This is a genomic window from Thermovenabulum sp., from assembly GCF_049723235.1.
In the GTDB taxonomy this organism is placed as follows: Bacteria; Bacillota; Thermosediminibacteria; order Thermosediminibacterales; family Thermosediminibacteraceae; genus Thermovenabulum.
In genome coordinates this window covers 20,317-42,119 of record NZ_JBNARB010000015.1, presented here as the reverse complement: position 1 = coordinate 42,119, position 21,803 = coordinate 20,317, and the positions used below count along the sequence as shown (strand labels likewise).

At 35.2% G+C, this 21,803-nt stretch carries 23 protein-coding genes; 2 read left to right on the top strand and 21 right to left on the bottom strand.

Translation table 11 applies throughout. The annotated features are described in order from the left end of the window. Positions 1-11 precede the first annotated feature (11 nt). The 16 genes from smc to pta all read right to left on the bottom strand — a co-directional run bounded on the left by smc (position 12) and on the right by pta (position 15,694). On the bottom strand, positions 12-3,563 hold the full coding sequence (smc, locus tag ACPLOV_RS08335) for a chromosome segregation protein SMC (protein ID WP_424908219.1): 3,552 nt from the start codon (positions 3,561-3,563) through the stop codon (positions 12-14). Between the two features lie 131 nt (positions 3,564-3,694). Beyond that, a complete protein-coding gene (locus ACPLOV_RS08330; protein ID WP_068748162.1) occupies positions 3,695-3,955 on the bottom strand; it encodes a stage V sporulation protein S in 261 nt (86 codons plus the stop codon). A gap of 82 nt (positions 3,956-4,037) precedes the next feature. Further along, positions 4,038-4,757, bottom strand: coding sequence for a ribonuclease III (gene rnc / locus ACPLOV_RS08325; RefSeq protein WP_424908220.1), 720 nt, complete (start codon positions 4,755-4,757; stop codon positions 4,038-4,040). A gap of 26 nt (positions 4,758-4,783) precedes the next feature. Beyond that, complete coding sequence (fabF, locus tag ACPLOV_RS08320; RefSeq protein WP_424908221.1) at positions 4,784-6,037, bottom strand: beta-ketoacyl-ACP synthase II; 1,254 nt, start codon at positions 6,035-6,037, stop codon at positions 4,784-4,786. Positions 6,038-6,140: 103 nt separating this feature from the next. Then, entirely contained in the window at positions 6,141-6,374 is a 234-nt protein-coding gene (gene acpP / locus ACPLOV_RS08315; protein WP_068748159.1) for an acyl carrier protein, read from the bottom strand. 85 nt (positions 6,375-6,459) lie between these two features. Further along, on the bottom strand, positions 6,460-7,206 hold the full coding sequence (gene fabG / locus ACPLOV_RS08310) for a 3-oxoacyl-[acyl-carrier-protein] reductase (protein WP_424911003.1): 747 nt from the start codon (positions 7,204-7,206) through the stop codon (positions 6,460-6,462). Continuing rightward, the gene (gene fabD, locus ACPLOV_RS08305) at positions 7,190-8,146 is read right to left on the bottom strand and encodes an ACP S-malonyltransferase (RefSeq protein ID WP_424908223.1); all 957 of its coding nucleotides are present in this window, start codon (positions 8,144-8,146) and stop codon (positions 7,190-7,192) included. Before fabD ends, fabG begins: the two co-directional genes overlap by 17 nt. Beyond that, entirely contained in the window at positions 8,134-9,093 is a 960-nt protein-coding gene (gene fabK, locus ACPLOV_RS08300; protein ID WP_424908224.1) for an enoyl-[acyl-carrier-protein] reductase FabK, read from the bottom strand. Before fabK ends, fabD begins: the two co-directional genes overlap by 13 nt. Positions 9,094-9,113: 20 nt before the next feature. Next, positions 9,114-9,950: a DegV family protein gene (locus ACPLOV_RS08295; protein WP_424908225.1), complete on the bottom strand. Its 837-nt coding sequence runs from the start codon at positions 9,948-9,950 to the stop codon at positions 9,114-9,116. Between the two features lie 15 nt (positions 9,951-9,965). Beyond that, entirely contained in the window at positions 9,966-10,952 is a 987-nt protein-coding gene (locus tag ACPLOV_RS08290; RefSeq protein WP_424908226.1) for a beta-ketoacyl-ACP synthase III, read from the bottom strand. Then, a complete protein-coding gene (plsX, locus tag ACPLOV_RS08285; protein ID WP_424908227.1) occupies positions 10,949-11,947 on the bottom strand; it encodes a phosphate acyltransferase PlsX in 999 nt (332 codons plus the stop codon). Before plsX ends, ACPLOV_RS08290 begins: the two co-directional genes overlap by 4 nt. Beyond that, on the bottom strand, positions 11,944-12,519 hold the full coding sequence (gene fapR, locus ACPLOV_RS08280; RefSeq protein ID WP_424908228.1) for a transcription factor FapR: 576 nt from the start codon (positions 12,517-12,519) through the stop codon (positions 11,944-11,946). The genes plsX and fapR overlap by 4 nt, the downstream gene beginning before the upstream one ends. A 131-nt stretch (positions 12,520-12,650) precedes the next feature. After that, the gene (rpmF, locus tag ACPLOV_RS08275) at positions 12,651-12,833 is read right to left on the bottom strand and encodes a 50S ribosomal protein L32 (protein ID WP_424908229.1); all 183 of its coding nucleotides are present in this window, start codon (positions 12,831-12,833) and stop codon (positions 12,651-12,653) included. 20 nt (positions 12,834-12,853) lie between these two features. Then, entirely contained in the window at positions 12,854-13,381 is a 528-nt protein-coding gene (locus ACPLOV_RS08270; RefSeq protein WP_424911002.1) for a YceD family protein, read from the bottom strand. A gap of 65 nt (positions 13,382-13,446) precedes the next feature. Continuing rightward, positions 13,447-14,640 carry an acetate/propionate family kinase gene (locus tag ACPLOV_RS08265; protein ID WP_424908231.1) on the bottom strand — a complete coding sequence of 398 codons (1,194 nt, stop codon included), beginning with the start codon at positions 14,638-14,640 and terminating at the stop codon, positions 13,447-13,449. Positions 14,641-14,695: 55 nt separating this feature from the next. Continuing rightward, positions 14,696-15,694, bottom strand: a complete 999-nt coding sequence (gene pta, locus ACPLOV_RS08260; protein ID WP_424908232.1) for a phosphate acetyltransferase — start codon at positions 15,692-15,694, stop codon at positions 14,696-14,698. Between the two features lie 185 nt (positions 15,695-15,879). Here pta and ACPLOV_RS08255 point away from each other — a divergent pair, with 185 nt between their 5' ends. Further along, on the top strand, positions 15,880-17,127 hold the full coding sequence (locus ACPLOV_RS08255; protein WP_424911001.1) for a nucleotidyltransferase: 1,248 nt from the start codon (positions 15,880-15,882) through the stop codon (positions 17,125-17,127). Positions 17,128-17,139: 12 nt separating this feature from the next. Here ACPLOV_RS08255 and ACPLOV_RS08250 read toward each other — a convergent pair whose 3' ends face one another. After that, a complete protein-coding gene (locus ACPLOV_RS08250) occupies positions 17,140-18,141 on the bottom strand; it encodes a YlbL family protein (protein ID WP_424908234.1) in 1,002 nt (333 codons plus the stop codon). Further along, positions 18,134-18,913: a patatin-like phospholipase family protein gene (locus ACPLOV_RS08245; protein ID WP_424911000.1), complete on the bottom strand. Its 780-nt coding sequence runs from the start codon at positions 18,911-18,913 to the stop codon at positions 18,134-18,136. The genes ACPLOV_RS08250 and ACPLOV_RS08245 overlap by 8 nt, the downstream gene beginning before the upstream one ends. Before the next feature lie 104 nt (positions 18,914-19,017). On the opposite strand from ACPLOV_RS08245, the gene ylbJ reads away from it, so the two are divergent. After that, complete coding sequence (gene ylbJ / locus ACPLOV_RS08240) at positions 19,018-20,277, top strand: sporulation integral membrane protein YlbJ (protein WP_424910999.1); 1,260 nt, start codon at positions 19,018-19,020, stop codon at positions 20,275-20,277. Here the strand turns inward: ylbJ and ACPLOV_RS08235 are convergent, their stop codons facing one another. The 3 genes from ACPLOV_RS08235 to rsmD are packed head-to-tail and all read right to left on the bottom strand — an operon-like array spanning position 20,278 to position 21,765. Beyond that, complete coding sequence (locus ACPLOV_RS08235) at positions 20,278-20,724, bottom strand: ATPase (RefSeq protein WP_424908237.1); 447 nt, start codon at positions 20,722-20,724, stop codon at positions 20,278-20,280. It abuts the gene before it with no gap. Between the two features lie 14 nt (positions 20,725-20,738). After that, on the bottom strand, positions 20,739-21,221 hold the full coding sequence (gene coaD, locus ACPLOV_RS08230) for a pantetheine-phosphate adenylyltransferase (RefSeq protein WP_424908238.1): 483 nt from the start codon (positions 21,219-21,221) through the stop codon (positions 20,739-20,741). A gap of 1 nt (position 21,222) precedes the next feature. Further along, positions 21,223-21,765: a 16S rRNA (guanine(966)-N(2))-methyltransferase RsmD gene (gene rsmD, locus ACPLOV_RS08225; RefSeq protein ID WP_424908239.1), complete on the bottom strand. Its 543-nt coding sequence runs from the start codon at positions 21,763-21,765 to the stop codon at positions 21,223-21,225. Between the last annotated feature and the right edge of the window lie 38 nt (positions 21,766-21,803).

Genomic DNA, 21,803 nt, shown 5'->3' with positions numbered 1-21,803 from the left:
AATACACCTCCTCAAACTTTTAAAGACACCACTTTTGAAACGGCGGTTTCTTCCATAGAAACTCCATACAGAGCATCCGCTATCTCCATTGTGCCCTTCCTATGGGTGATAATAATAAATTGAGTATTATTGGACGCTTTTTTTACGTAATTAGCAAATCTTTCAATATTTGCATCATCTAAAGCGGCTTCAATCTCATCCAAAATACAAAAGGGAGTAGGTTTAACATTTAAAATGGCAAATAGTAAAGCTATTGCCGTAAAAGATCTCTCTCCACCTGATAGTAGATTTATATTTTGAAGTTTCTTTCCCGGGGGTTGTGCTACTATCTCAATTCCCGTTTCCAGCGGTATAGATTTATCTATTAAATAAATATCGGCCTTGCCTCCTCCAAAAAGTTCAACAAATACCTCCTGGAATTCCTCTCGTATTTTTTCAAATGTCTCCAAAAACATTTTTTCCATTGTCTTTGTGATTTCGGCAATCAAATTAGTTAATTTTTCTTTTGCATATATCAAATCTTGTTTTTGGGAAACCAAAAATTCCTGCCTTGATTTAATTTTTTCGTATTCATCTATTACTCCTAAATTTACTTGTCCTAATTTAGAAATTTCCTCTTTTACATTATTTAACATTTCCTGAAGTTGATCAATTTCTCCTAATTCTTTTTTCAATTCTAAAGCTTGGGCGGGACTTAACCTGTATTTTTCGTAGAGGTGGTTCTCCAAGAAATTTTTTTCCATCTCAAGAGATGCTTTTTTTATCTTTATATCATTTGTCGTAATATCAAATTTCTCTATTTTTTTCCTATATAATAAAATTTCTTTTTGTAAGCTTTTTATTTCATTCTCAATTTCTATAAAATTAGTCCTTAATTCTTCATATTCTCTATCCATAATATCTTTTTTTGAAGATATTTCAACTAAAAATTTTTCTCGAGCCATCTTTTCATTACGAATACTTTCCTGTAACTCGTACAGCTTTGATAACTTTTGATTGTACTCCAAAGCCTCATTTTTTATTAAATCTATACTTTCCTGTAAATGCTGTATTTCTAACCTTAGACCATATTCTTCATTGTTAATTAATGAAAGCCTATTGTTAAGTTCTTCTAATTTTTTCTCTTTTTCTTCTTTTGCTAAAAAAACTGCCTGCATACTATCTTTAATTTTTTTAATTTCTTGCTGGCTCTCGGATATTTTTTTATTTAGTTCATCTATATCTTTCCTGGCTACTACAATCTCGGAATCTAATTCCTTTAAATCCTTTTCTATCTGATCAAGCTCTAAACAAAGGATATGTATCCTCTCTTTTCTTTCCTCCCAAACCTTATTTTTCTCGGCTTTTTCCTGATTTAATTTAACAACTTCTATAGTTGCTTTTTCTAAACTTTTCTTAAGGTAATTTAATGCGTAATTTTTTCTTTCAATTTTTTTATTAACTTTAGACACTTCATCTTTGATTAATTCTATTTCTTTATTTATTTTGTTAATCTCGCTGTTCAACAAGTTAATTTCTCTTTTTCTGCTTAACAAAGATAAGGATTTTTTAAAGCTCCCGCCGGTTATTGAACCCGAAGGATTTATTATCTCCCCATCCAAAGTAACCATTTTAAATGCAGGATTCTTTCTAAAAGCAATAATCGCAGAATCCATATCTTCGAAAACAAGCACCCTGCCGAGTAAATTTAAAATGCAGTTCTTATATTTTTTATCATATTTCACAAGGGATTCTGCAAGTCCAACAAATCCCTTAAAAGTCTTAAATTGTAATAGTTCCTCATCTTTTATAATCTTTGGCTTCATCAAAGTTAGTGGAAGAAAAGTGGCTCTTCCCAAATTATGTTTTTTTAAGTATTCTACCGCTTTTTTCGCAGAATCTTCATCCTTACATAAAATATCAATAAGAGAACCTCCTAAGGCAGCTTCAACAGCTAATTCGTATTCTTTTTCTACATAGATAAGTTCAGCTAGGGAACCGTATATACCTTCGATATTAATCCTTCCGTTTTTCAAATCTAATAGTAGATTCCTTACACCTACCGGATAACCCTCATAATTATTTTCAAGTTGTTTCAGTGCTTTTAATCGGGACTGAAGTTCGTTGTATTTTGCCGCCTTATCCGATAGCATCTTTTGTAAATCACGGAATTTGCTTTCTAATAATGTTATTTTTTTGTACAATCTATTTAAACCAGATTTTAAAATCGCAGAATTACTATCAAGCATTTTCACTCTTTTTTCAATAGCCTCTATATCCTGAGAGGTAACCTGGTTTGTTTTTTGTAATCGTTCAACTTCACCAATAATCTGCTCTTTCCTTTTCTTTAAGGAATCGCTCATGGTGTTAAGGCTTGACAATATGTTTTTTCTTTCAGCTGTGGAGTTTAATAAATCTATAATCTGAGATTTTAAATCTTCAATCCTTTTTTCTTCATTAAAGATTTTAATATTTATTTCTTCAACATTTTCTTTAAGCCTGGATATTTCCCCTTTTACCGAATTCCTCTCTAATTTTTTTCCTTCTAAAAGCAAAATTTTTTCCTTTATAATATTTTTACAGCTTAATTTTCTATCCGACAGTTCCTCAATTTTTGCCAATAATTCTTCCTTTTGAGTTTGATAATCCTGTAATTTTTCCGTATAAAACTCTATATCCTTTTTTAAATTAGAAATTTGAATATTTTTTTCCTGGGTTTCTTCTCTTAATTTCTCTAATTTAAAGGATTCTTTTTCATATTGTTCGTTTTTATTTTTTAATTTTTCTTCAGCTTTGAAAAGTGCATCTTTTAATCTTTTTAATTCCTCTTCATTTTTTGCCAGTACTTGTTCATAGTTTTTAATTTCCTTTTCCACGTTGTGTAACTTGATCAAAATTAAATTTACCTCAAGTTCTTTTTCTGCTTCAGAGAGTTTTTTATACACCAGAGCTTTTTCCTTTTCTTCATACAAGGACTCTAATTGATACTCCAGCTCATTTATCAAATCATCCAGTCTTGAAATATTCATAGAAGTTTCTTCCAGCTTTTTTTCGGACTCTTTTTTCCGCGCTTTATGTTTTGTGATTCCGGCGGTTTCTTCAAATATCAACCGTCTTTCTTCAGGTTTTGAAAGTAAAAACTCATCAATTTCTCCCTGACTAATAATTGAATAACCATCCTTACCTATGCCCGTATCCATCAAGAGTTCCTGTATATCCTTCAATCTGCAGGGCACTTTGTTTAAGTAAAATTCGCTTTCGCCGGAGCGAAATACCCTTCTTGTTATAGAAACCTCGGTAAAATCAAGAGGCAAAAAATGATCTTCATTATCCAATACTACCGTTACTTCAGCCATACCGAGGGGTTTTCTTTTTAAACTTCCGGCAAAAATAATATCTTCCAATTTGCTGCCTCTTAAACTTTTAACGCTTTGTTCTCCCAAAACCCATCTTATGGCATCAGTAACGTTACTTTTCCCGCTTCCATTAGGTCCAACTATGGCATTTATTCCTGGTTGAAACTCTATTTGTATCCTGTCGGCAAAGGATTTAAATCCCTGTATCTCTATCTTTTTTAAAAACATCTTGCTCCCCCTACCGGTATAAAACCTCAAACATACAGTAATAAAATTTTACCATAAAACCGACTAACATAAAACCGATAAAAAATAAAAATACCTGTCTATAAAAGACAGGTATTTTACTTCACTACAGTTTAACGGGGTTCAACGATAAATTTTATTGCTGTTCTTTCTTCTCCATCGATTTCAATCTCTGCAAAGGCAGGAATAGCTACTAAATCTAATCCATTTGGAGCAACAAAGCCTCTTGTAATTGCAATGGCTTTAACAGCCTGGTTTACAGCACCGGCACCCACTGCCTGAAGTTCAGCAACTCCTTTTTCCCTCAGAACAGCTGCCAGCGCCCCAGCAACAGCTTTAGGTTTTGATTGAGCTGATACTTTTAGTACTTCCATTACACATGTACCCCCTCTAAAGTATTTTTATTATTTTATATTCTATGAGACTCATAAAATTCCTTCTTTATCTATAAAATAATTACCAAAATTTATAATTTTTATCAAGATGATCTATTGCTTCCTTTGCTGCTCGTTGTTCCGCTTCTTTTTTGCTCTTACCCTTTCCGCGCCCCAGCACTCTATTTTTCCACTTTACTTCGACGTAAAAAGTTTTATCGTGATCGGGGCCTTCCTCTTTTACCACATTATACATTATCCTGTCCTGAGATCTCTTCTGTAAAATTTCCTGAAGGGTGGTTTTATAATCCGCAACAAAATTTCCTGCCTTTAATTTATCTATTATTCCTTTAAATTTACTTATTACAAATTGTCTAACTTTTTCTAAACCTTGATCAAGATATATAGCACCGAGTACTGCTTCAAAAGTGTCAGCAAGAATTGATATTTTTTCTCTGCCTCCGCTTAACTCTTCCCCTTTGCTCAAAATTAAATAATCTCCCAGGGATAAATCTTTTGATATTAAAGACAAGGTTTCTTCACACACCAAAAAAGCTCTGATCTTTGTCAATTCGCCTTCTGAGTGCTCAGGGAATTCTTCAAAAATCCACTGACTAATTACAAGTTCCAGCACCGCATCACCTAAAAATTCCAGCCTTTGATTGTTTTCTTCCAATTCGGAACGCTTTTCGTAGGAGAAAGAAGGATGAACCAAAGCTAAATTGAGTAATTCTAAATTATAAAAGCTTATCCCGAGTATTTTTTGAAGCTCATCAAGCTTGGCTTTTCTTTGTTCATCCATATGTTACCTTCCTTAAACATAATAATTTAACATTTTTTGTCATCCAGGTATTTACCGAATATCACACTGGCATTATGTCCCCCAAAACCCATTGAATTGGAAAGTGCAAAATTCACTTTTGTTTTAACGAATTTATTCGGAACATAATTCAAATCACATTCGGGATCTTCGTACTCATAATTTATTGTCGGGTGGATTTCATCATTGTATACCGATAAAATAGTAGCTATCCCCTCAACAGCTCCTGCTGCCCCCAGCAGATGACCCGTCATCGACTTTGTAGAGCTAATATAAAGCTTATATGCATGTTCCTTGAATACCCTTTTTATAGCAATTGTTTCAAATTTATCGTTTAAAGGAGTTGAGGTGCCATGAGCGTTAATATAATTAATATCCTCGGGTTTTATATTCGCATCCTTTATAGCAATCTCCATGGCCCGGGCTGCACCTTCCGCATCCGGAGCAGGCTGAGTTAAATGATAAGCATCTGCGGTAGAGCCATAACCTAAAACCTCCGCATAAATCCTGGCATTTCTTTTTAGAGCATTTTCCAGAGTTTCAAGAACCAGGACCCCGGCTCCTTCTCCCATTACAAAACCATCCCTTTCCCTGTCGAAGGGTCTTGAAGCTCTCTCGGGTTCGCTATTTCTGGTTGATAAAGCTTTCATTGAAGAAAAACCTGCAATGGAAAGAGGTGTAATAGGTGCCTCCGTTCCACCGGCTATTATTACTTCAGCTCTACCATCCTGCAGCATTTTAAAGGCCTCTCCTATCGCAGTAGTACCCGATGCACAAGCCGTAACCGTGGTTACGTTTGGACCTTTAAAGTTAAACTCCATTGAAATTTGTGCTGAGGCCATATTGGCTATCATCATCGGGATAAAAAAGGGGCTAACCCGTTTCGGACCTTTTTCCATAAGTATTTTGTGCTGCTCTTCCCAGGTAATTACTCCTCCTATTCCGGAGCCCAGTACTACACCTATTCTCTCCCTATCTATTTGATCTATGTTTAATTTTGCATCTTCAATTGCCATTTTCGCAGCCGCAATAGCAAATTGCGTAAATCTATCCATTTTTTTTGCTTCTTTTTTGTCTATGAATTCCTCCGGATTGAAATCTTTTATTTCACCACCAATTTGAACCGGTAAATCAGATGTATCCAAGAACTCAATTCGGCTTATCCCTGATTTCCCATTAATTAACGATTCCCAAAACTTATTAACTCCTATCCCAACGGGTGATACAACTCCCAGTCCGGTTACAACTACCCTTTTTTTCATCCAATAATCTCCTCCAAATAAATTCTTTATTATATTTTAAAGAAAGTCCCGTAGATTTCCACGGGACTTACTGATGTTCTCTTCTATTTTACATAATGACAAATTAACCGATACGATTTTTTATGTAATCCACCACATCCTGCACGGTTTTAATTTTTTCTGCATCCTCATCAGGGATTTCCAAGTCAAATTCTTCTTCAAAAGCCATTATGAGTTCTACAATATCCAGCGAATCGGCTCCCAGATCATCTATAAAAGAGGCATCGGGAGTGATATCATCCTCATCCATTCCAAGCTGATCGGCAATAATCTTTTTCACTCTGTCTAAAATTTCCATCACTTCACCTCCCTTCAGATATAAGTTCTCTTAGTTATAATATTATACTACTAAAAATTTATTCTAATATTCAATAATAAGATTATTACAAAGTTAAACCACCGTCAATAGCAATAACCTGTCCGGTAATGTATGAAGCTTCATCTGAAGCAAGAAAAGCAACTAAATTTGCCACATCCTCCGGGAGACCGATTCGTTTTAAAGGTATTCTTTCTATTATTTTTTCTTCGGTTTCTTTTTCAATAATTGGTGTGGTCATGTCGGTTTTTATAAATCCTGGGGCTACTGCATTTACTGTAATTCCTCTGCTTCCCAACTCTTTTGCCAAAGCTTTAGTAAATCCTATTATACCTGCCTTTGCAGCGGCGTAATTTACCTGTCCTGCATTACCGTAAATCCCAACGATTGAGGATATATTAATTATTCTTCCAAAACGTTTTTTTACCATATATTTTACCGCGGCTTTTGTTACGTTAAAGGTTCCTTTTAGATTTGTATCTAAAACTTTGTCGAAATCTTCTTCTGTCATTCTCAAAAACAGCGTATCTTTTGTAATTCCCGCGTTATTTACCAATATATCAATATTATTAAATTTTTTATATACCTCTTCAATCAGCTCCTCCGCTTCTTTAATTTTTGATACATCTTTTTTTACCAGATATGCACCTTGACCCATATTTTCAATTTCCCTCGCCACTTCAAGGGCAAAGGATTCGTTTTTTACATAATTTATTACTACATTACAACCTTTCTCAGCCAGCTTTATACATATACTTTTTCCAATTCCCCTTGATCCTCCCGTAACTATAGCAACTTTACCCTGCAGATTCATATAGTATTCCTCCTAATTGATTCAGGGTTTTTTCTAAGCTCGCTACATCTTCTACATTTAATACTTCTGCATTCTTATCTATTTTTTTTACGAACCCGCTTAAAGATTTTCCTGGGCCTACTTCTATAAAGATATTTACTCCCTTTTTTACTATCCTCCTTATACTATCTTCAAAGAGAACGGGTGAACTTACCTGTTTTATCAGTAATTCTCTAATTTTTTGAGGTTCATCTTCACTATCGGCTGTTACGTTAAAAACCACCGGAATTTTAGGAGCTTTTATATTTATCCTTTCAAGATCATATTTCAACTTTTCTCCTGCCCCAACTAAAAGACTTGAATGGAAAGGTGCACTTACGTTTAACATTATAACCTTTTTTGCCCCAAGCTCCTTTGCAAGCTCCATGGCGAATTTTAGTGCATTAATTTCTCCCGATATTACTATTTGTCCAGGGCAGTTAAAATTTGCTATTTCCACCACCCCTTCTTTTGAAGCTATTTTTATTAATTCCTGAACCTGTTCCCGGGTAAGTCCCATCAAAGCAGCCATACCACCGGTGCCAATGGGAACAGCTTCCTGCATATACTTTCCACGTTTTTTTACTATTGAAACAGCATCCTCAAAAGAAAGGGCTCCTGCTGCTACCAGTGATGAATACTCACCCAGGCTAAGACCACAGGTAATATCCGGATTTACACCGTAGGATTTCAATAAATTATAGCATATAATACTATGAACAAGAATTGCAGGCTGTGTGTTTTCTGTTTCCCGCAATTTTTCTTCAGGGCCCTCAAAACATAATTTTGAGATGGGCAATCCTAAAACTTTATCAGCTTTATGGAATAACTCTTTTGCTATAGCAAATTTTTCATATAAATCTCTTCCCATACCGACATACTGGGACCCCTGCCCCGGAAATATAAAAGCTACTTTTGACATATTTCCCACAACCTTCCTGAGTTAATAGATTTAACAATTTCATCAGCTTCGCTAATAATATCTTCGATTATTTTTTTAACCGGCTTTACATCCTTAATAAGCCCTGAAATTTGTCCAGCCATTAAAGAACCGTACTCAATATCTCCTTCCACCGCAGCTTTTAATTTGCCCGTCCCCAGAGCTTCATAATCTTCTATTGGAGCACATTTTTGTTCCAAAATTTCAAATTCCCTCGATAATTTATTTTTCAAAACCCTGACAGGGTGTCCCGTAGGTCTCCCCGTAACTACCGTACTTCTGTCTTTTGCTTCAATAATAGCTTTTTTATAATTATCATGGACCTTACATTCCTCCGAACAAATAAATCGCGTTCCCATTTGTACACCTTTAGCCCCCATAATTAGCGATGCTAAAAAACCTCTTCCATCCGCAATGCCTCCGGCTGCTATCACGGGTATTTTAACGGCATCAACGATCTGGGGTAATAAAGCCATCGTAGTGATTTCTCCTATATGCCCTCCGCATTCCATTCCTTCTGCTATTACCGCATCTACGCCTATCCCTTCAAGCCTTTTTGCAAGGGCTACAGAAGCTACCACGGGAATCACTTTAATACCAGCTTTTTTCAAAGAATCTATATATTTTCCGGGATTTCCTGCTCCCGTAGTAATTACAGGAACCTTTTCTTCTATTACTACTTTAATAACCTCATCAACAAAGGGTGACATAAAATATACATTTACTCCGTAAGGTTTATTCGTTAATTGTTTTACCTTAAAAATTTCTTCTCTTAATCTTTCCGGCGGCATATTCCCTGCCCCTATTATTCCAAGGCCTCCTGCATTGGAAACTGCTGCAGCAAGCTCTGCTGTTGCAACCCATGCCATGCCCCCCTGGATTATAGGGTATTTTATGCCCAAAAGGTCGCATATTTCGGTATGAAACATATCTTCTCCTCCTCCGGCGATCAACTATAAAAAACTACTCCTATTACACCCGGTCCGGTATGAGTACCAATGACCGGTCCCAAATCAGCGGTAATTATCTCTTTTACTTGAAATTCATTCAACAACATGTTTTTTAATATATCCGCTTCGTCCCTAGCATTTGAATTCATAATAGCCACATTTAACGGCCCGGTTATATTATCCTGTCTTACCAATTCCAATAACCTGCTATATACCCTGTCCTTTCCTCGGACTCTATCCACAGGTACAATAATGCCTTCTTTTAATGTCAAAATGGGTTTTATATTTAACAAACCACCCAGAAATGCTGCTGCCTTCCCTATTCTTCCGCCCTTTTGCAGATATTCCAAGGTATCAACAGAAAAATAAATTTTTATTTTTTCTTTTAAGTAGTTAATCAATTCAATTATTTCTTCCCTTGATTTTCCCTCAAGAGATGCCCTCGCAGCTTCCCTTGCAATAATCCCCACCATAATTGAAGCACCTTCTGTATCTATAACATCCACAGGTATATCCACCATTTTTTTTGCTATTAATGCTGAATTATATGTACCGCTTAATTTACTGGAAATATGAATGGATATAATTCTATCCGCTTCACTTTTCAAACTTTTGTAGCATTCCAGAAACTCATAGGGTGAAGGTTGGGAAGTTCGCGGGTGATAGGGTGAAGTTTTTAGCATCTTATAAAATTCTTCAGAAGTAATATCAATGCCGTCCCGGTACTCTTTCTCTCCAAAATATACTTTGAGGGGGACCGATGTAATTTTGTATTCTCTTAACGTTTCCGGGTCTAAATCACAGGTACTATCGGTAACAATTTTTATTCGTTCCATTAAAATCACTCCTTTTTAAATACACCATTCTATCAGAACTCCACCCCAGGTCAATCCTGCCCCAAAACCCAGAAGCATAATTTTATCATTCTTTTTCACCTTTCCGGACTTTACTACCTCATCTAAAGCCACCGGTATAGAAGCAGCTGACATATTACCGTATTTATCAAGATTAACAATCACTTTATCCATCGGTATATTCAATTTTCTGAAAGCCGAATCTATTATTCTCATATTCGCTTGATGAGGTAAAAAATAATCAACTTCTTCAACTGGACAACCGCTTTCTTTTGTTATCCTTTTAACCATTTCTTCAATTATTGAAACAGCAAATCTAAATACTTCTTTTCCATTCATTTTAATATAATGTTTTCTATCTCTTACGGTGTCAATAGTGGCCGGTTCTTTCGAACCCCCTGCCGGAATATATAAAAGTTCCGATTTTGTTCCATCAGCTCCTAATAATTTATATATAATACCTCCTTCATTAACCCTTCCAATTACACAGGCACCCGCGCCATCGCCAAAAAGAACGCAGGTATTTCTATCTTCCCAGTCCACTATCCTTGACAAAGTTTCTGAACCGAAAATTAATGCATTATTGTACATGCCGCTTTTTATAAATTCATAGGCACAGACTAATGCATAAATAAAACCAGTGCAGCCTGCTGATAAATCAAAACACGCAGCGTTTTTTGCCTTCAATTTTTGTTGCACCAAACAAGCGGATGAAGGGAATAACATATCGGGGGTAACCGTCGCTCCTATTATTAAATCTATCTCATCAGGTTTCAAATTTGCCATTTTTAAGGCTTCTTTTGAAGCCTCATAAGCCATATCCGATGTGGCTATATTTTTTTCTGCAATTCTTCTAAAGCTAATTCCTGTTCTTTCCTTTATCCATTCATCGGAAGTATCTACCATTAATTCCAGGTCAAAGTTTGATAACACCTTATCCGGTAAAAAAGACCCAACTCCTAAAATGCCTATTTTATCCGTCAATCTTTTACCTCCTTCAACCCAAAAAGAGCTTCTTTCATTTTAGATGTAATATCATTCTCAACAAAATTCAATGCAGCTCTTATTCCGTTGAAAATGGCCTTGCTATCAGATGATCCATGGCATTTAACCAGCACTTTATCAAGTCCTAAAAGAATTGCTCCACCGTATTCGCTGTAATCCAATGAATCCTTTATTCGCTTTAAAGCAGGTTTTAGTAATAACCCTCCAACAGAATAAGTAAAACTTTTCTTTGTTTCCAATTTCATTTTGTCAAAAAGAAATTTTCCAAAACCTTCTATTGTTTTTAAGAAAATGTTACCGGTGAATCCATCACATACAACTACATCAAAATCTCCTTTAAAAAAGTCTCTGGCTTCTACATTTCCTCTGAAGTTTAAATTATTAACCTCCTTTAACAGGGCGTATGCGCTTTTGACCACAATATTTCCTTTTTCTTCTTCAGTGCCTATATTTAAAATTCCTACTTTTGGATCTTTTTCTTTCATTGCCTCTTTGTAAAACTCACTTCCCATTACAGCAAATTCCACCAGGTTTTTTGGTTTTACATCGCTATTTGCTCCCACATCCAGCAAAAGAACCGGTTTTTTCTCCGTGGGTATTAAAACTGCTATAGCCGGTCTTTCAATCCCAGAAAGCCTCCCGAGAATAAAAAGCCCTCCTGCCATTAAAGCTCCGGTATTTCCTGCTGAAACAAACGCGTCTCCTTTTTCTTCTTTTAAAAGGCTAAGCCCTTTTACTATTGAGGAATCCTTTTTGGACCTTATGGCTTTGACGGGAGATTCATCATTGGTAATAATTTCATCTGCATTTACTATTTCAAACTTTCCTTTAAAATCTCCCATTTCTTTTTTTATCATCTCTTCCCTGCCTACCAATATTATTTCACAATTCAATTCCATTAAAGCTTTCATTGCCCCTTTGACCACTTCCCGGGGAGCAAAATCCCCTCCCATAGCATCTACAATAATTCTCATGAGCTCACCTCTCCATCCAATGAAACTAAAATAAATTTTCCTCGGAAAACCTCTTTTTCTTTATGAAAAACCCTGACGAACACAAAGTGCTTATTTCCTCTAACCCTTGTCACTTCAGCCTTTGCTACAAGCTTCTGTCCAGCAACTACAGGATACTTATACTTAATATTTGCAACACCGGTTAATGCTACATTCGCATCTATAACAGCTATTGCTAAGGAATTAGCAAGAGCAAAAATATACTCACCTTTTATTATTTTTGTTTTTTCAAAGGTCATATCATCCGTAGTTTCTAAAATGGATATTCCCCTTTTCCCCAGTTCTAAATCTACCAGTTCTCCTACTATTTCCCGGGCGCTTAATGCTCGAACCTTTGAATAATTTTTTTGAGCTACACTTTTTATTCTTTCCCGGAGTTCCGGAATCTTTAATTCCAGCCTATCAAGTCTTATGGTTTGAATACTTACATCAAAAATATCGGCTAATTCTTCATCGGTTAAAAACGGGTCATTTTCCAGTAAATTTTGAAGCTCCTGCTGCCTTTCTTTTTTAGGAAGATTTTTTTTGTTCAATCCTCTCACCTCAAAATTATTAGCAACAATTATGAGTTGGTACTAATATTTTATACTATTAGTAGTTAAAAATCAATAAAAAAATAAAAGGAGAGAACATAATAATTCTCTCCTTTTATTCAATATTTCTTTTATTCAGCTTCTACCTTCAACACCTGACGGTGATTGTAATAACCGCAATTTGGACATATCCTGTGAGGCATTTTCTTTTCATGGCACTGAGGGCATTCCACCAAGTTTGGTGCGGTTAACTTCCAATTAGCTCTGCGTTTGGCTGTCCTTGCTTTTGAAAACCTCCGTTTCGGGTTGGCCATAAATACACCTCCTATAACTGTTACTTGTTGTAGTATTTTTCCAGGGCGCTCAGCCTTGGATCTACAGCGTTTTTAAAGCAATCGCAATTGCCTTCATTTAAATTTTTTCCGCATTTTTCACAAATACCCTTGCAGTCAGGGTCGCATAATATTTTTGCTGGATAGTTCAGAATAATTTCATTTTCAATTAATAAGTCTAAATCAATATTTTCACCGATAATTGGGTATATTTCATTTTCCGATTCATCTAAATAGGGTTCCTCATAACTTGATCTTACATTTTCACCAAATCGAAAAGAAAAATCTACATCCAGTTGTACATGGGTAACTTTTAAACACCTGTAGCAATTATCCTCTATGGAAGCTTTAATGTTACCTTCTACCAAATAAATTTTTTTACCCAGATTCGTGATTTTCCCTTTTACCAGCACCGGTGAAGTGAATTTTAATGTTTCTCCTTTGTAATCAATCCTTTTAACATCGTATTCAAACTCAAATTCAAAGGAAGCTCCAACCTTATTTTTAATTTCTGATATACTTATCTGCAAGTGTTCCACCTTCATCAAAAAATTGTCTTTTTTATTATAAGGTTATTAAAAGCTTATGTCAACATTTATTTGATAAGGGCTACCGTATCTCTTGCAATCATCAATTCTTCGTTTGTTGGTATGATTAACACCCTTACCTTGGCATCCTCTGCAGAAATGTCGGTTTCTTTACCCCTGACGTTATTTTTATTTTCATCGATCTTTATTCCTAAAAAGTCCATGTTTTCGCATATCATCTTTCGAACCAAACTGGAGTTTTCGCCTATTCCTCCTGTAAACACTACAGCATCCAGACCATTCATTGCAGCTGCATATGCACCAATATATTTTTTTGCTTGATATGTGAATACTTCCAATGCCAGCTTTGCCCTCTTATTTCCTTGCTGTGCAGCCTGTTCAATATCTCTAAAATCGCTGCTTACCCCCGAAATACCCAAAACGCCGCATTTTTTATTTAGATAGTCATTTATTTTATCTAAGCCTACCCCTTCTTTTTCCATAATGAAAATGGGTATATAAGGGTCCACATTCCCGCATCTTGTGCCCATAGGTATTCCTTCTAAAGGTGTAAAGCCCATACTGTTTTCTACTGACTTACCGTATTTAACCGCTGAAATACTGGATCCATTTCCAAGATGTAAGGTAACCAGTTTAATATTTTCTAGAGGCTTGCCCAAGAATTGAGCCGCTCTAAGAGAGACATACCTGTGGGATGTACCGTGAAAACCATATCTTCTTACTCCATATTTTTGATAAAGTTCATAGGGTACTCCGTAAATATAAGCGTATTCCGGAATTGTTTGATGAAACGCGGTATCGAAAACTCCTACCATTGGCACGTCCGGTAAAATCTCTTTAACAGCCTCAATACCATATATGTTTGGCGGATTATGTAAAGGAGCAAGGCTTATACACTCTTTTAATACGTCCATTACCTTATCATCGATAATTACAGATCCTGAAAATTTTTCTCCGCCATGTACCACTCTATGCCCAACTGCCGAAATCTCTTTAATATCTTCAATAACACCGTATTCTTTGTGCACTAAAGCCTCAAGCATAACTTTTATTGCAACTTTATGATTAGGAATTTCTGCCGAAATCTCTACTTTGTCCTTTCCTGCCGGCTGATGCTTTAACATAGAACCTTCTAAGCCAATTCTTTCTACAAGACCTTTTGCCATTACCGACTCGTCTTCCATATTAAATAGCTGATATTTTAAAGAAGAGCTGCCACAATTGATCACCAGTACTTTCACCAAATAACACCCTTTCTTTTCTTTTATTTTACTCTTTAATTTTATTTTATAATCTTTATTTTACTAAATTCTGTGCCTGTAATGCGGTTATAGCCGCTACATTTACGATATCATCACTGCTGCATCCTCTTGATAAATCATTAATCGGCATTGCAAGCCCCTGGCTAATTGGTCCTATAGCTTCCGCTTTTGCCAGGCGCTGTACCAATTTATATCCAATATTCCCTGAATTCAAATCGGGGAATATCAGGATATTAGCTCTTCCAGCTACCTCGCTACCCGGGGCCTTAGTTTTTGCTACCTTTGGTACAAGGGCTGCATCTGCTTGCAGCTCTCCGTCCACTTTTAATTCCGGTGCTTTTTGTCTTAAAATATTAGTTGCTTCAACCACCTTGTCCACCGTTTCATGCTGTCCACTTCCCTTTGTAGAAAACGAAAGCATTGCTATAATTGGCTCTTCATCCATTAAAGCTTTCCAGGTTCTCGAAGAAGCTAATGCAATCTCTGCTAATTGCTTTGCATCGGGGTTTGGGTTGATTGCGCAATCTGCAAAAAGTATAATGCCGTTAGAACCGTACTCACAATTTGGAACCACCATTATAAAAGCACTGGATACTACACTCACTCCTGGAGCCGTTTTTATCACCTGAAAAGCCGGTCTAAAAATATCAGCAGTGGCGGTTATGGCTCCAGCAACCATTCCGTCCACATCACCATTTTTTACCATTAAGGTTCCGTACCAAATAGGATTTTTAGCAAGTTCCATTGCTTTTTCTTCCGTCATACCTTTGTCTTTTCTGAGCTGATATAAAAGTTCCGCATAATCCCTGGTTTTTTCCGAAATTTCCGGATCAATAATTTCAATCCCTGAAAGATCAATTCCTCCTGCCACTTCTTTAATTCTCTTTTCCTGTCCTAATAGTATAACCTTTGCTATTTTTTCATCCCTAATCGTTACTGCTGCTTTGATTACCCTTTCTTCAATTCCCTCCGCAAGAACAATAGTTTTATTGGTGGCTTTTGCCCTCTCTCTTATTTTTTGAATTAAATCCATATGTAAATCCCCTTTCAGATAATTATTTAATCCAACCAAAAATAATAATATATCATCTTGGATACTAAATACAAGTGATTTAAATCACAGAGTAATAGATTCTATAAAAAATTTGATTTTCCTGCTGAACAATTTTATTATTTTAATTGTAGTAAATCAAATCCATTTGCCTTAGGAGGTAAATAATGAAAATAATCGGAATTATTGCGGAATACAACCCGTTTCATAACGGGCATTACTATCATTTGAATAAAATAAAAGAAGAATTTAATCCGGATGCAATAATAATTGCAATGAGTGGAAATTTCGTACAAAGAGGAGAACCAGCGATTTTTGATAAATGGGCAAGAACTTATATGGCTTTAAAAGGTGGAGCAGATATGGTAGTAGAATTACCGGTAATATTTTCTGCAAGCACTGCTGAAATTTTTGCCGAGGGTGCCATCAATTTATTGGGTGAAATGAAGATAGTCAATTATTTAAGTTTTGGAGTGGAGGAAAAAAAAGAAAAAGAATTAATTAAAATTGCAGAAATCCTTATAAATGAGCCTCCACTCTTTAAGCAGGAACTAAAAAGCAATTTAAAAAAAGGGTTGTCCTTCCCATCTGCAAGAGAAGCCGCTTTAATTGAATTACTGAAAGATGAATTTCCAAAAAATGATCTTTCGATTTTGTTGAAAAAGCCAAATTTTATACTTGGAATTGAATACTGTAAAGCTATTTTGAAAAATGGTTATCCCATTGACATTCTTCCTATTTTACGAAAAGGCTCATCCTACCATGAATTAGAAATAAAACCCATTCCCAGCGCTACTGCTGTAAGGCGATTTTTAAAAGAAAATCCAAATATCCAAAATATTAACGAAAACCAGGAATTAAAAAATTCTTTACCTTGTTTTACCTTAGATATCATAAAAAATGAAATTGAATTGAAAAGAGGACCGGTGTTTTTTGAAAATTTTGAGGAGATAATATTCGCCACACTTTTAAAAATGTCCCGGGAAGATTTCAATTTGTATTTTGATATCAAAGAAGGCCTCGACAGAAGAATTCAGAATGCCGTTAAAAGATCAAAAAATATCTATGAATTAATAGATAATATCAAGACTAAAAGATATCCCGAAACCAGAATAAGGAGAATTCTTACTCAAATACTTTTAAATATTACCGAAAAAGATATAAACTGCCGTAAACCTAATTATATTAGAATTCTCGGATTTTCTAAAAAAGGTTTTTCTCTAATTAAAGAAATTGAAAAAAGATCTTCTTTGCCAATCGTTATTTCCGCGAAAGATATTAATAAATTGAAAGACGAACAAAAGAAAAAAATAGAAAAAGATATTTTGGCATCGGATATTTATTCCCTGGCAAGACCTTCCAAGGAGCAACGAATTTTCGGTTTAGATTATTTCAAAAAACCTATAATAATTTAATAATCCTTATTTTTACATTGATCTTAAATAATTCAATACTTCATCTATATTATTCACCGGAACAATTTTTATATTTAAGTTTTTTGCTGCTTTTTTAGCATCATCAGCATTTTTAACAGGCACAAAAAATATTTCCGCTTTATCCCTGTAAGCTGCTAAAACCTTTTGTTTTACTCCGCCTATTTCTCCAACAGTTCCATCTAAGCTGATAGTACCCGTTCCAGCTATTTTTTTACCTTTTGTTAAATCCCCCGGTAATAGCTGGTTTAATATTTCCAGAGTAAACATTAGACCTGCCGACGGGCCACTTATTTCACCTGTATTTATAATAATTTTTTTTGGTAATATTGGCTTCCAATCCATTGTGGTAATTAGAAGCCCCACCATTGCTTTACCTTTTTCTGTTTTACTCTCAATAGTGGGAATAGTTATAACCTTTTTCTCCCCTTCCCTATCAATCTCTAAGGTTACGGGATCCCCCACCTTTCTATTTGAAACTTTTTTTATCATTTCCTCTGCTATATTTATTTTCTCCCCATCAACTTTTTTCACTACATCTCCGGGAAATATTTTTCCTTTTGCCGGGCTATCTTCAATTACTTCCACTACTTTTGCTCCATTTCCTAAAATCTGTGGATTAAAACCTGCTTTTTTAAGAGCAACTACCTCGGCAATTTTCTGACTTTCTTCCATCCACTGCTTCATATATTCGATGTATTTCTTCATATCCCAACCCGGAGGTATTATATCTTCTTTTTTTTCTATTTCTACAGAAGGACTTAAAAAAGCATAAAGGAAAAGAGGAATATTTACATCCCTTGTAGAGACTGTAGTCAAATAAAATGCCCCTTTTTCTTCTTTGTCTCCTCCTTCAACGGAGACAATCTGTTTTAAATCAACGGTAATTCCCGGTGCAATAATAGAATAATTTTCACTCAAATAAAAATTTAAAGCAAAAAGTATCACCAAGGTAATTATTAATGTTTTAAAATTTTTCTTTAAAAAATTATTCATAGCATTTTTCCTCCAGTAATGATAGTATACGGGGAATTGCCTCTAAGGTGGCTCTCTTCCCTTCTTCTATACAATATTCGGGTTCCCCAAAAGCCATAGGATTTACTTTTTCTAAACGAGGGGTAATTAAAATGTCACAATCATAGCCTTTTAAATTCTGTATTTCCCTGCCCATTATATCAAAAGTTTCAAACAAAATATCATATATGGTATTTAAATTCTTTCGTTCGCTAAATCCCAGTTCCACCCCGATCACGATATCAGCACCCATTTCTCTTGCCGCTTTACCCGGTACCCTTTCTAAAACCCCGCCATCTACTAAAATTTTTCCATCCTGAGTAAGGACAGGGTTAAAAATACCCGGTATTGATATGCTGGCTCTGACTGCGAAAGCCACATTGCCTTCCCGTAAAATTAACAGTTTTTTTGATTTCAGTTCCGTAACTGCAACTCCAAGGGGAATTCGAAGCTCTGAAAAGTCTTTATCCTTTGTAAGCAATCTTAACATCTCATATATTTTATTGCCAGCGATTAATCCCGAGCGCGGTAGAGTAATATCAAGAAAATGACGCCTTTTTATATTATATGCTAAACCTTCAATAATTTTAATATTTATACCTGAAGCATATAATGCCCCAATTAAACTTCCAATACTTGAACCCGTAATTATATGTATTGGTATTTTGTATTCCTCCAGAACCTTTAATGCCCCAATATGGGCATATCCCTTTGCAGCTCCTGAACCCAGGGCAAGACCTATTTTTTTTTCCAAAATTTTTCCCCCTTATAAACGAATATCGGAAAAAATACAAAAATATATATTTCTATATAAAATAAAGTTGACTTATTATTAAATTTTTTTAGGAGGCATCACTTATGCGTTTTAAAATACAAAAAAGCCGCTTATCTAAAATAAGCCAGCTAATATTACCGATAATTGCAGTAGTGATTACCATTTCTATAGTTCGATACCCTGAAGAAGCCTTCAAAGCTGCATTTGAAGGCTTAGATGTATGGTTTAATATTGTTCTTCCGGCTCTCCTTCCATTTTTTATAGGTTCCCAACTATTAATGGGACTGGGTGTTGTTCATTTCATGGGAGTACTTCTTGAACCAATGATGAGGCCTATTTTTAATGTTCCCGGTGCCGGTTCTTTCGTAATGGCAATGGGTTTAGCCAGCGGTTATCCCCTTGGAGCAATGCTTACAGGAAAGTTAGTAAAGAAAAAAATTTGTAACACTTATGAAGCAGAAAGGTTAATGTCTTTTACCAACACCGCAGACCCTCTTTTTATGGTAGGTGCTGTAGCCGTTGGAATGTTTAAAGATGTTCGATTGGGTTCAATCATAGCATTATCTCATTATATTTCTGCATTAATCTTAGGGGTAATTTTAAAGTTTTATGCTTTCAATTCTCCCAGAACCGAATCAATCGGATCTGTTAAAAAAAAGGAAAACATACTATTAAAAGCTGTTAAAGAGCTCTTAAGAGCGAGAAAAGAAGACGAAAGACCCATTGGAAAAATGCTCGGGGATTGTATAAAAGATTCTATAAACTCTTTGCTTTTGATTTTAGGATTTATAATCCTTTTTTCAGTAATAATTCGTATACTAACTGTAGCAGGAATTATTTCGCTTTTTGTTCCTTTTATTGGGAAGGTGTTATCATTAATAGGTATAAATCCAAATTTATCCCAGGCTGTAATCAGCGGAACCTTTGAAATTACGCTGGGCACTCAATTAGCAAGCCAGGCTCAAGCACCTTTATTGGATAGGGTTATTATAGCAAGTGCTATAATAGCCTGGAGCGGACTTTCGGTACATTTTCAGGTAATGAGTATGGTTAGTGATACAGATATAAAAATAACAACTTATGTAATTGCAAGATTCTTGCATGCAATTTTTGCAGGTATAACATCCTACATATTGATGGGTATTCCGATAAATAATTATAATGATCTGTCCTTACCCGTCTTCGCGGTTGCTCCCAAGAATACTCCGGAAAGCTGGTGGTCAATTTTTTCGATTTCAAGTCAGGTTTTTGCTTTACTAATATTCATACTAATTATATCTTCAATAATAATATACCTTTGGAAGGGGTTCGAAGTCTTTGGATTTAAAGTAATTAAAAAGTAGCTATAATTTGCTGTTTAACTCTTCCCTTCCCTTTCTGACCGATTGGAGAATTTTTTGCAACTGATTTTCCAATTCTTCTAAAACTTCATCCGCATATTTGTTAGCACCAACTCTTATTTCCCTTGCGGTCTTTTTTGCATTGGTTAATATCTCTTCGGATTTTTCTTTTGCAAGCTTGATAATCTCATTTTGATCCACCATCTTTTCAATATATTCCTTTGCTTCTTTTATAATCATCTCTCCTTCTCGCTGAGCCTCAAGTAAGATGTTTTGTCTTTCTTCTAAAATCTTTTTGGATTTTTTTATTTCTTCTGGAAGGGATTTAATCAATTCATCCAGTAATTGTAAAATTTTATCGTGATCGATAACAATTTTGTTGGAAAAAGGAAGTTTTGAAGCTTCAGTTATCATTTTTTGGATTTGTTCAATATAATAATAAGTATCCATCAGTTTCCACTCCTTTAAATTTTACAGATTTTTTCTTTTAATTTCATTTCTACATGAGGCGGTACCAAATCCTTTATACAGCCGCCAAAACCAGCAACTTCTTTTACCACGCTCGAACTTAAGTAAGAATACCTGACATTTGTCATAATAAATACCGTTTCAATTTCACTGTCTAATTTTTTATTCATTAAAGCCATTTGAAATTCGTATTCAAAGTCGGAAACCGCTCTCAATCCTTTTACGATAATTTTGGCATTTTTCATCCTGGCAAAATCTACCAGCAAGCCGCTGAAGGATTCCACTTCCACATTTTCTATATTTTTTGTTGCCTCTTTTATCATTTCAATTCTTTCCTCTACCGTAAATAAAGGCTTTTTGTTGGGATTTTTTAAAACCGCAACAATAATACGATCAAATAGTTTAGAACTCCTTTCGATCACATCAATATGACCGTTTGTAATGGGATCAAAACTACCGGGATAAATCGCTATTTTCACTTCAATTCCTCCTAAAAAAAATAAGTTTTGTAATGCCGTATTTTTTTTCTTTTATTACAGAAAATTCTTCAGTTAAATTTATTTTTTCATTAAAAGAACACTGTAAAATTACCAGGGTATTGGTTCTTATAAATCCTTCCTCTTTCAGAGTGTTTATACAGGCAATATTAAAATCTCCATAGGGTGGGTCAAGAAATATAATATCAAAATCATCTTTTTCCGTAATACTATAAAAGATTTCCGGAATTTCTCCTCTTATAATTACCGCCTGATCCACGACTCCAAGAGTTTTGATATTTTCTTTTATCACTCTGCAGGCTTCTTTGTCCTTTTCAATAAAATATACTTTTTTAGCTCCGCGACTTATAGCTTCAATACCTACTGCTCCTGTCCCTGCATAAGCATCGAGAAATATAGAATTGATCACTTTTTCTCCCAGAATATTAAACAAAGCTTCCCTGACCATTGCCGAAGTAGGCCTTGTTTTCATTCCCTTCAAGGATTTTAATTTCCTTCCTCTTAAAGTACCACCTATTATTCTCATTTTATTCCACCCGTCAAAAATCTCATTATAATTCTAAC

Bases quoted from the DNA above. Each gene is read 5' to 3' on its own strand.
- ACPLOV_RS08295 (WP_424908225.1), bottom strand. From the start codon at position 9,950: ATGGAACGAATAAAAATTGTTACCGATAGTACCTGTGATTTAGACCCG.
- smc (WP_424908219.1), bottom strand. From the start codon at position 3,563: ATGTTTTTAAAAAAGATAGAGATACAGGGATTTAAATCCTTTGCCGAC.
- rnc (WP_424908220.1), bottom strand. From the start codon at position 4,757: ATGGATGAACAAAGAAAAGCCAAGCTTGATGAGCTTCAAAAAATACTC.
- ylbJ (WP_424910999.1), top strand. From the start codon at position 19,018: ATGCGTTTTAAAATACAAAAAAGCCGCTTATCTAAAATAAGCCAGCTA.
- ACPLOV_RS08235 (WP_424908237.1), bottom strand. From the start codon at position 20,724: ATGGATACTTATTATTATATTGAACAAATCCAAAAAATGATAACTGAA.
- ACPLOV_RS08330 (WP_068748162.1), bottom strand. From the start codon at position 3,955: ATGGAAGTACTAAAAGTATCAGCTCAATCAAAACCTAAAGCTGTTGCT.
- acpP (WP_068748159.1), bottom strand. From the start codon at position 6,374: ATGGAAATTTTAGACAGAGTGAAAAAGATTATTGCCGATCAGCTTGGA.
- pta (WP_424908232.1), bottom strand. From the start codon at position 15,694: ATGGATTTAATTCAAAAAATAAGAGAGAGGGCAAAAGCCACCAATAAA.
- fabG (WP_424911003.1), bottom strand. From the start codon at position 7,206: ATGAATCTGCAGGGTAAAGTTGCTATAGTTACGGGAGGATCAAGGGGA.
- rpmF (WP_424908229.1), bottom strand. From the start codon at position 12,833: ATGGCCAACCCGAAACGGAGGTTTTCAAAAGCAAGGACAGCCAAACGC.
- ACPLOV_RS08255 (WP_424911001.1), top strand. From the start codon at position 15,880: ATGAAAATAATCGGAATTATTGCGGAATACAACCCGTTTCATAACGGG.
- ACPLOV_RS08250 (WP_424908234.1), bottom strand. From the start codon at position 18,141: ATGAATAATTTTTTAAAGAAAAATTTTAAAACATTAATAATTACCTTG.
- rsmD (WP_424908239.1), bottom strand. From the start codon at position 21,765: ATGAGAATAATAGGTGGTACTTTAAGAGGAAGGAAATTAAAATCCTTG.
- fabF (WP_424908221.1), bottom strand. From the start codon at position 6,037: ATGAAAAAAAGGGTAGTTGTAACCGGACTGGGAGTTGTATCACCCGTT.
- fabK (WP_424908224.1), bottom strand. From the start codon at position 9,093: ATGTTTCATACCGAAATATGCGACCTTTTGGGCATAAAATACCCTATA.
- plsX (WP_424908227.1), bottom strand. From the start codon at position 11,947: ATGAGAATTATTGTAGATGCTATGGGAGGGGATTTTGCTCCCCGGGAA.
- fabD (WP_424908223.1), bottom strand. From the start codon at position 8,146: ATGTCAAAAGTAGCTTTTATATTTCCGGGGCAGGGGTCCCAGTATGTC.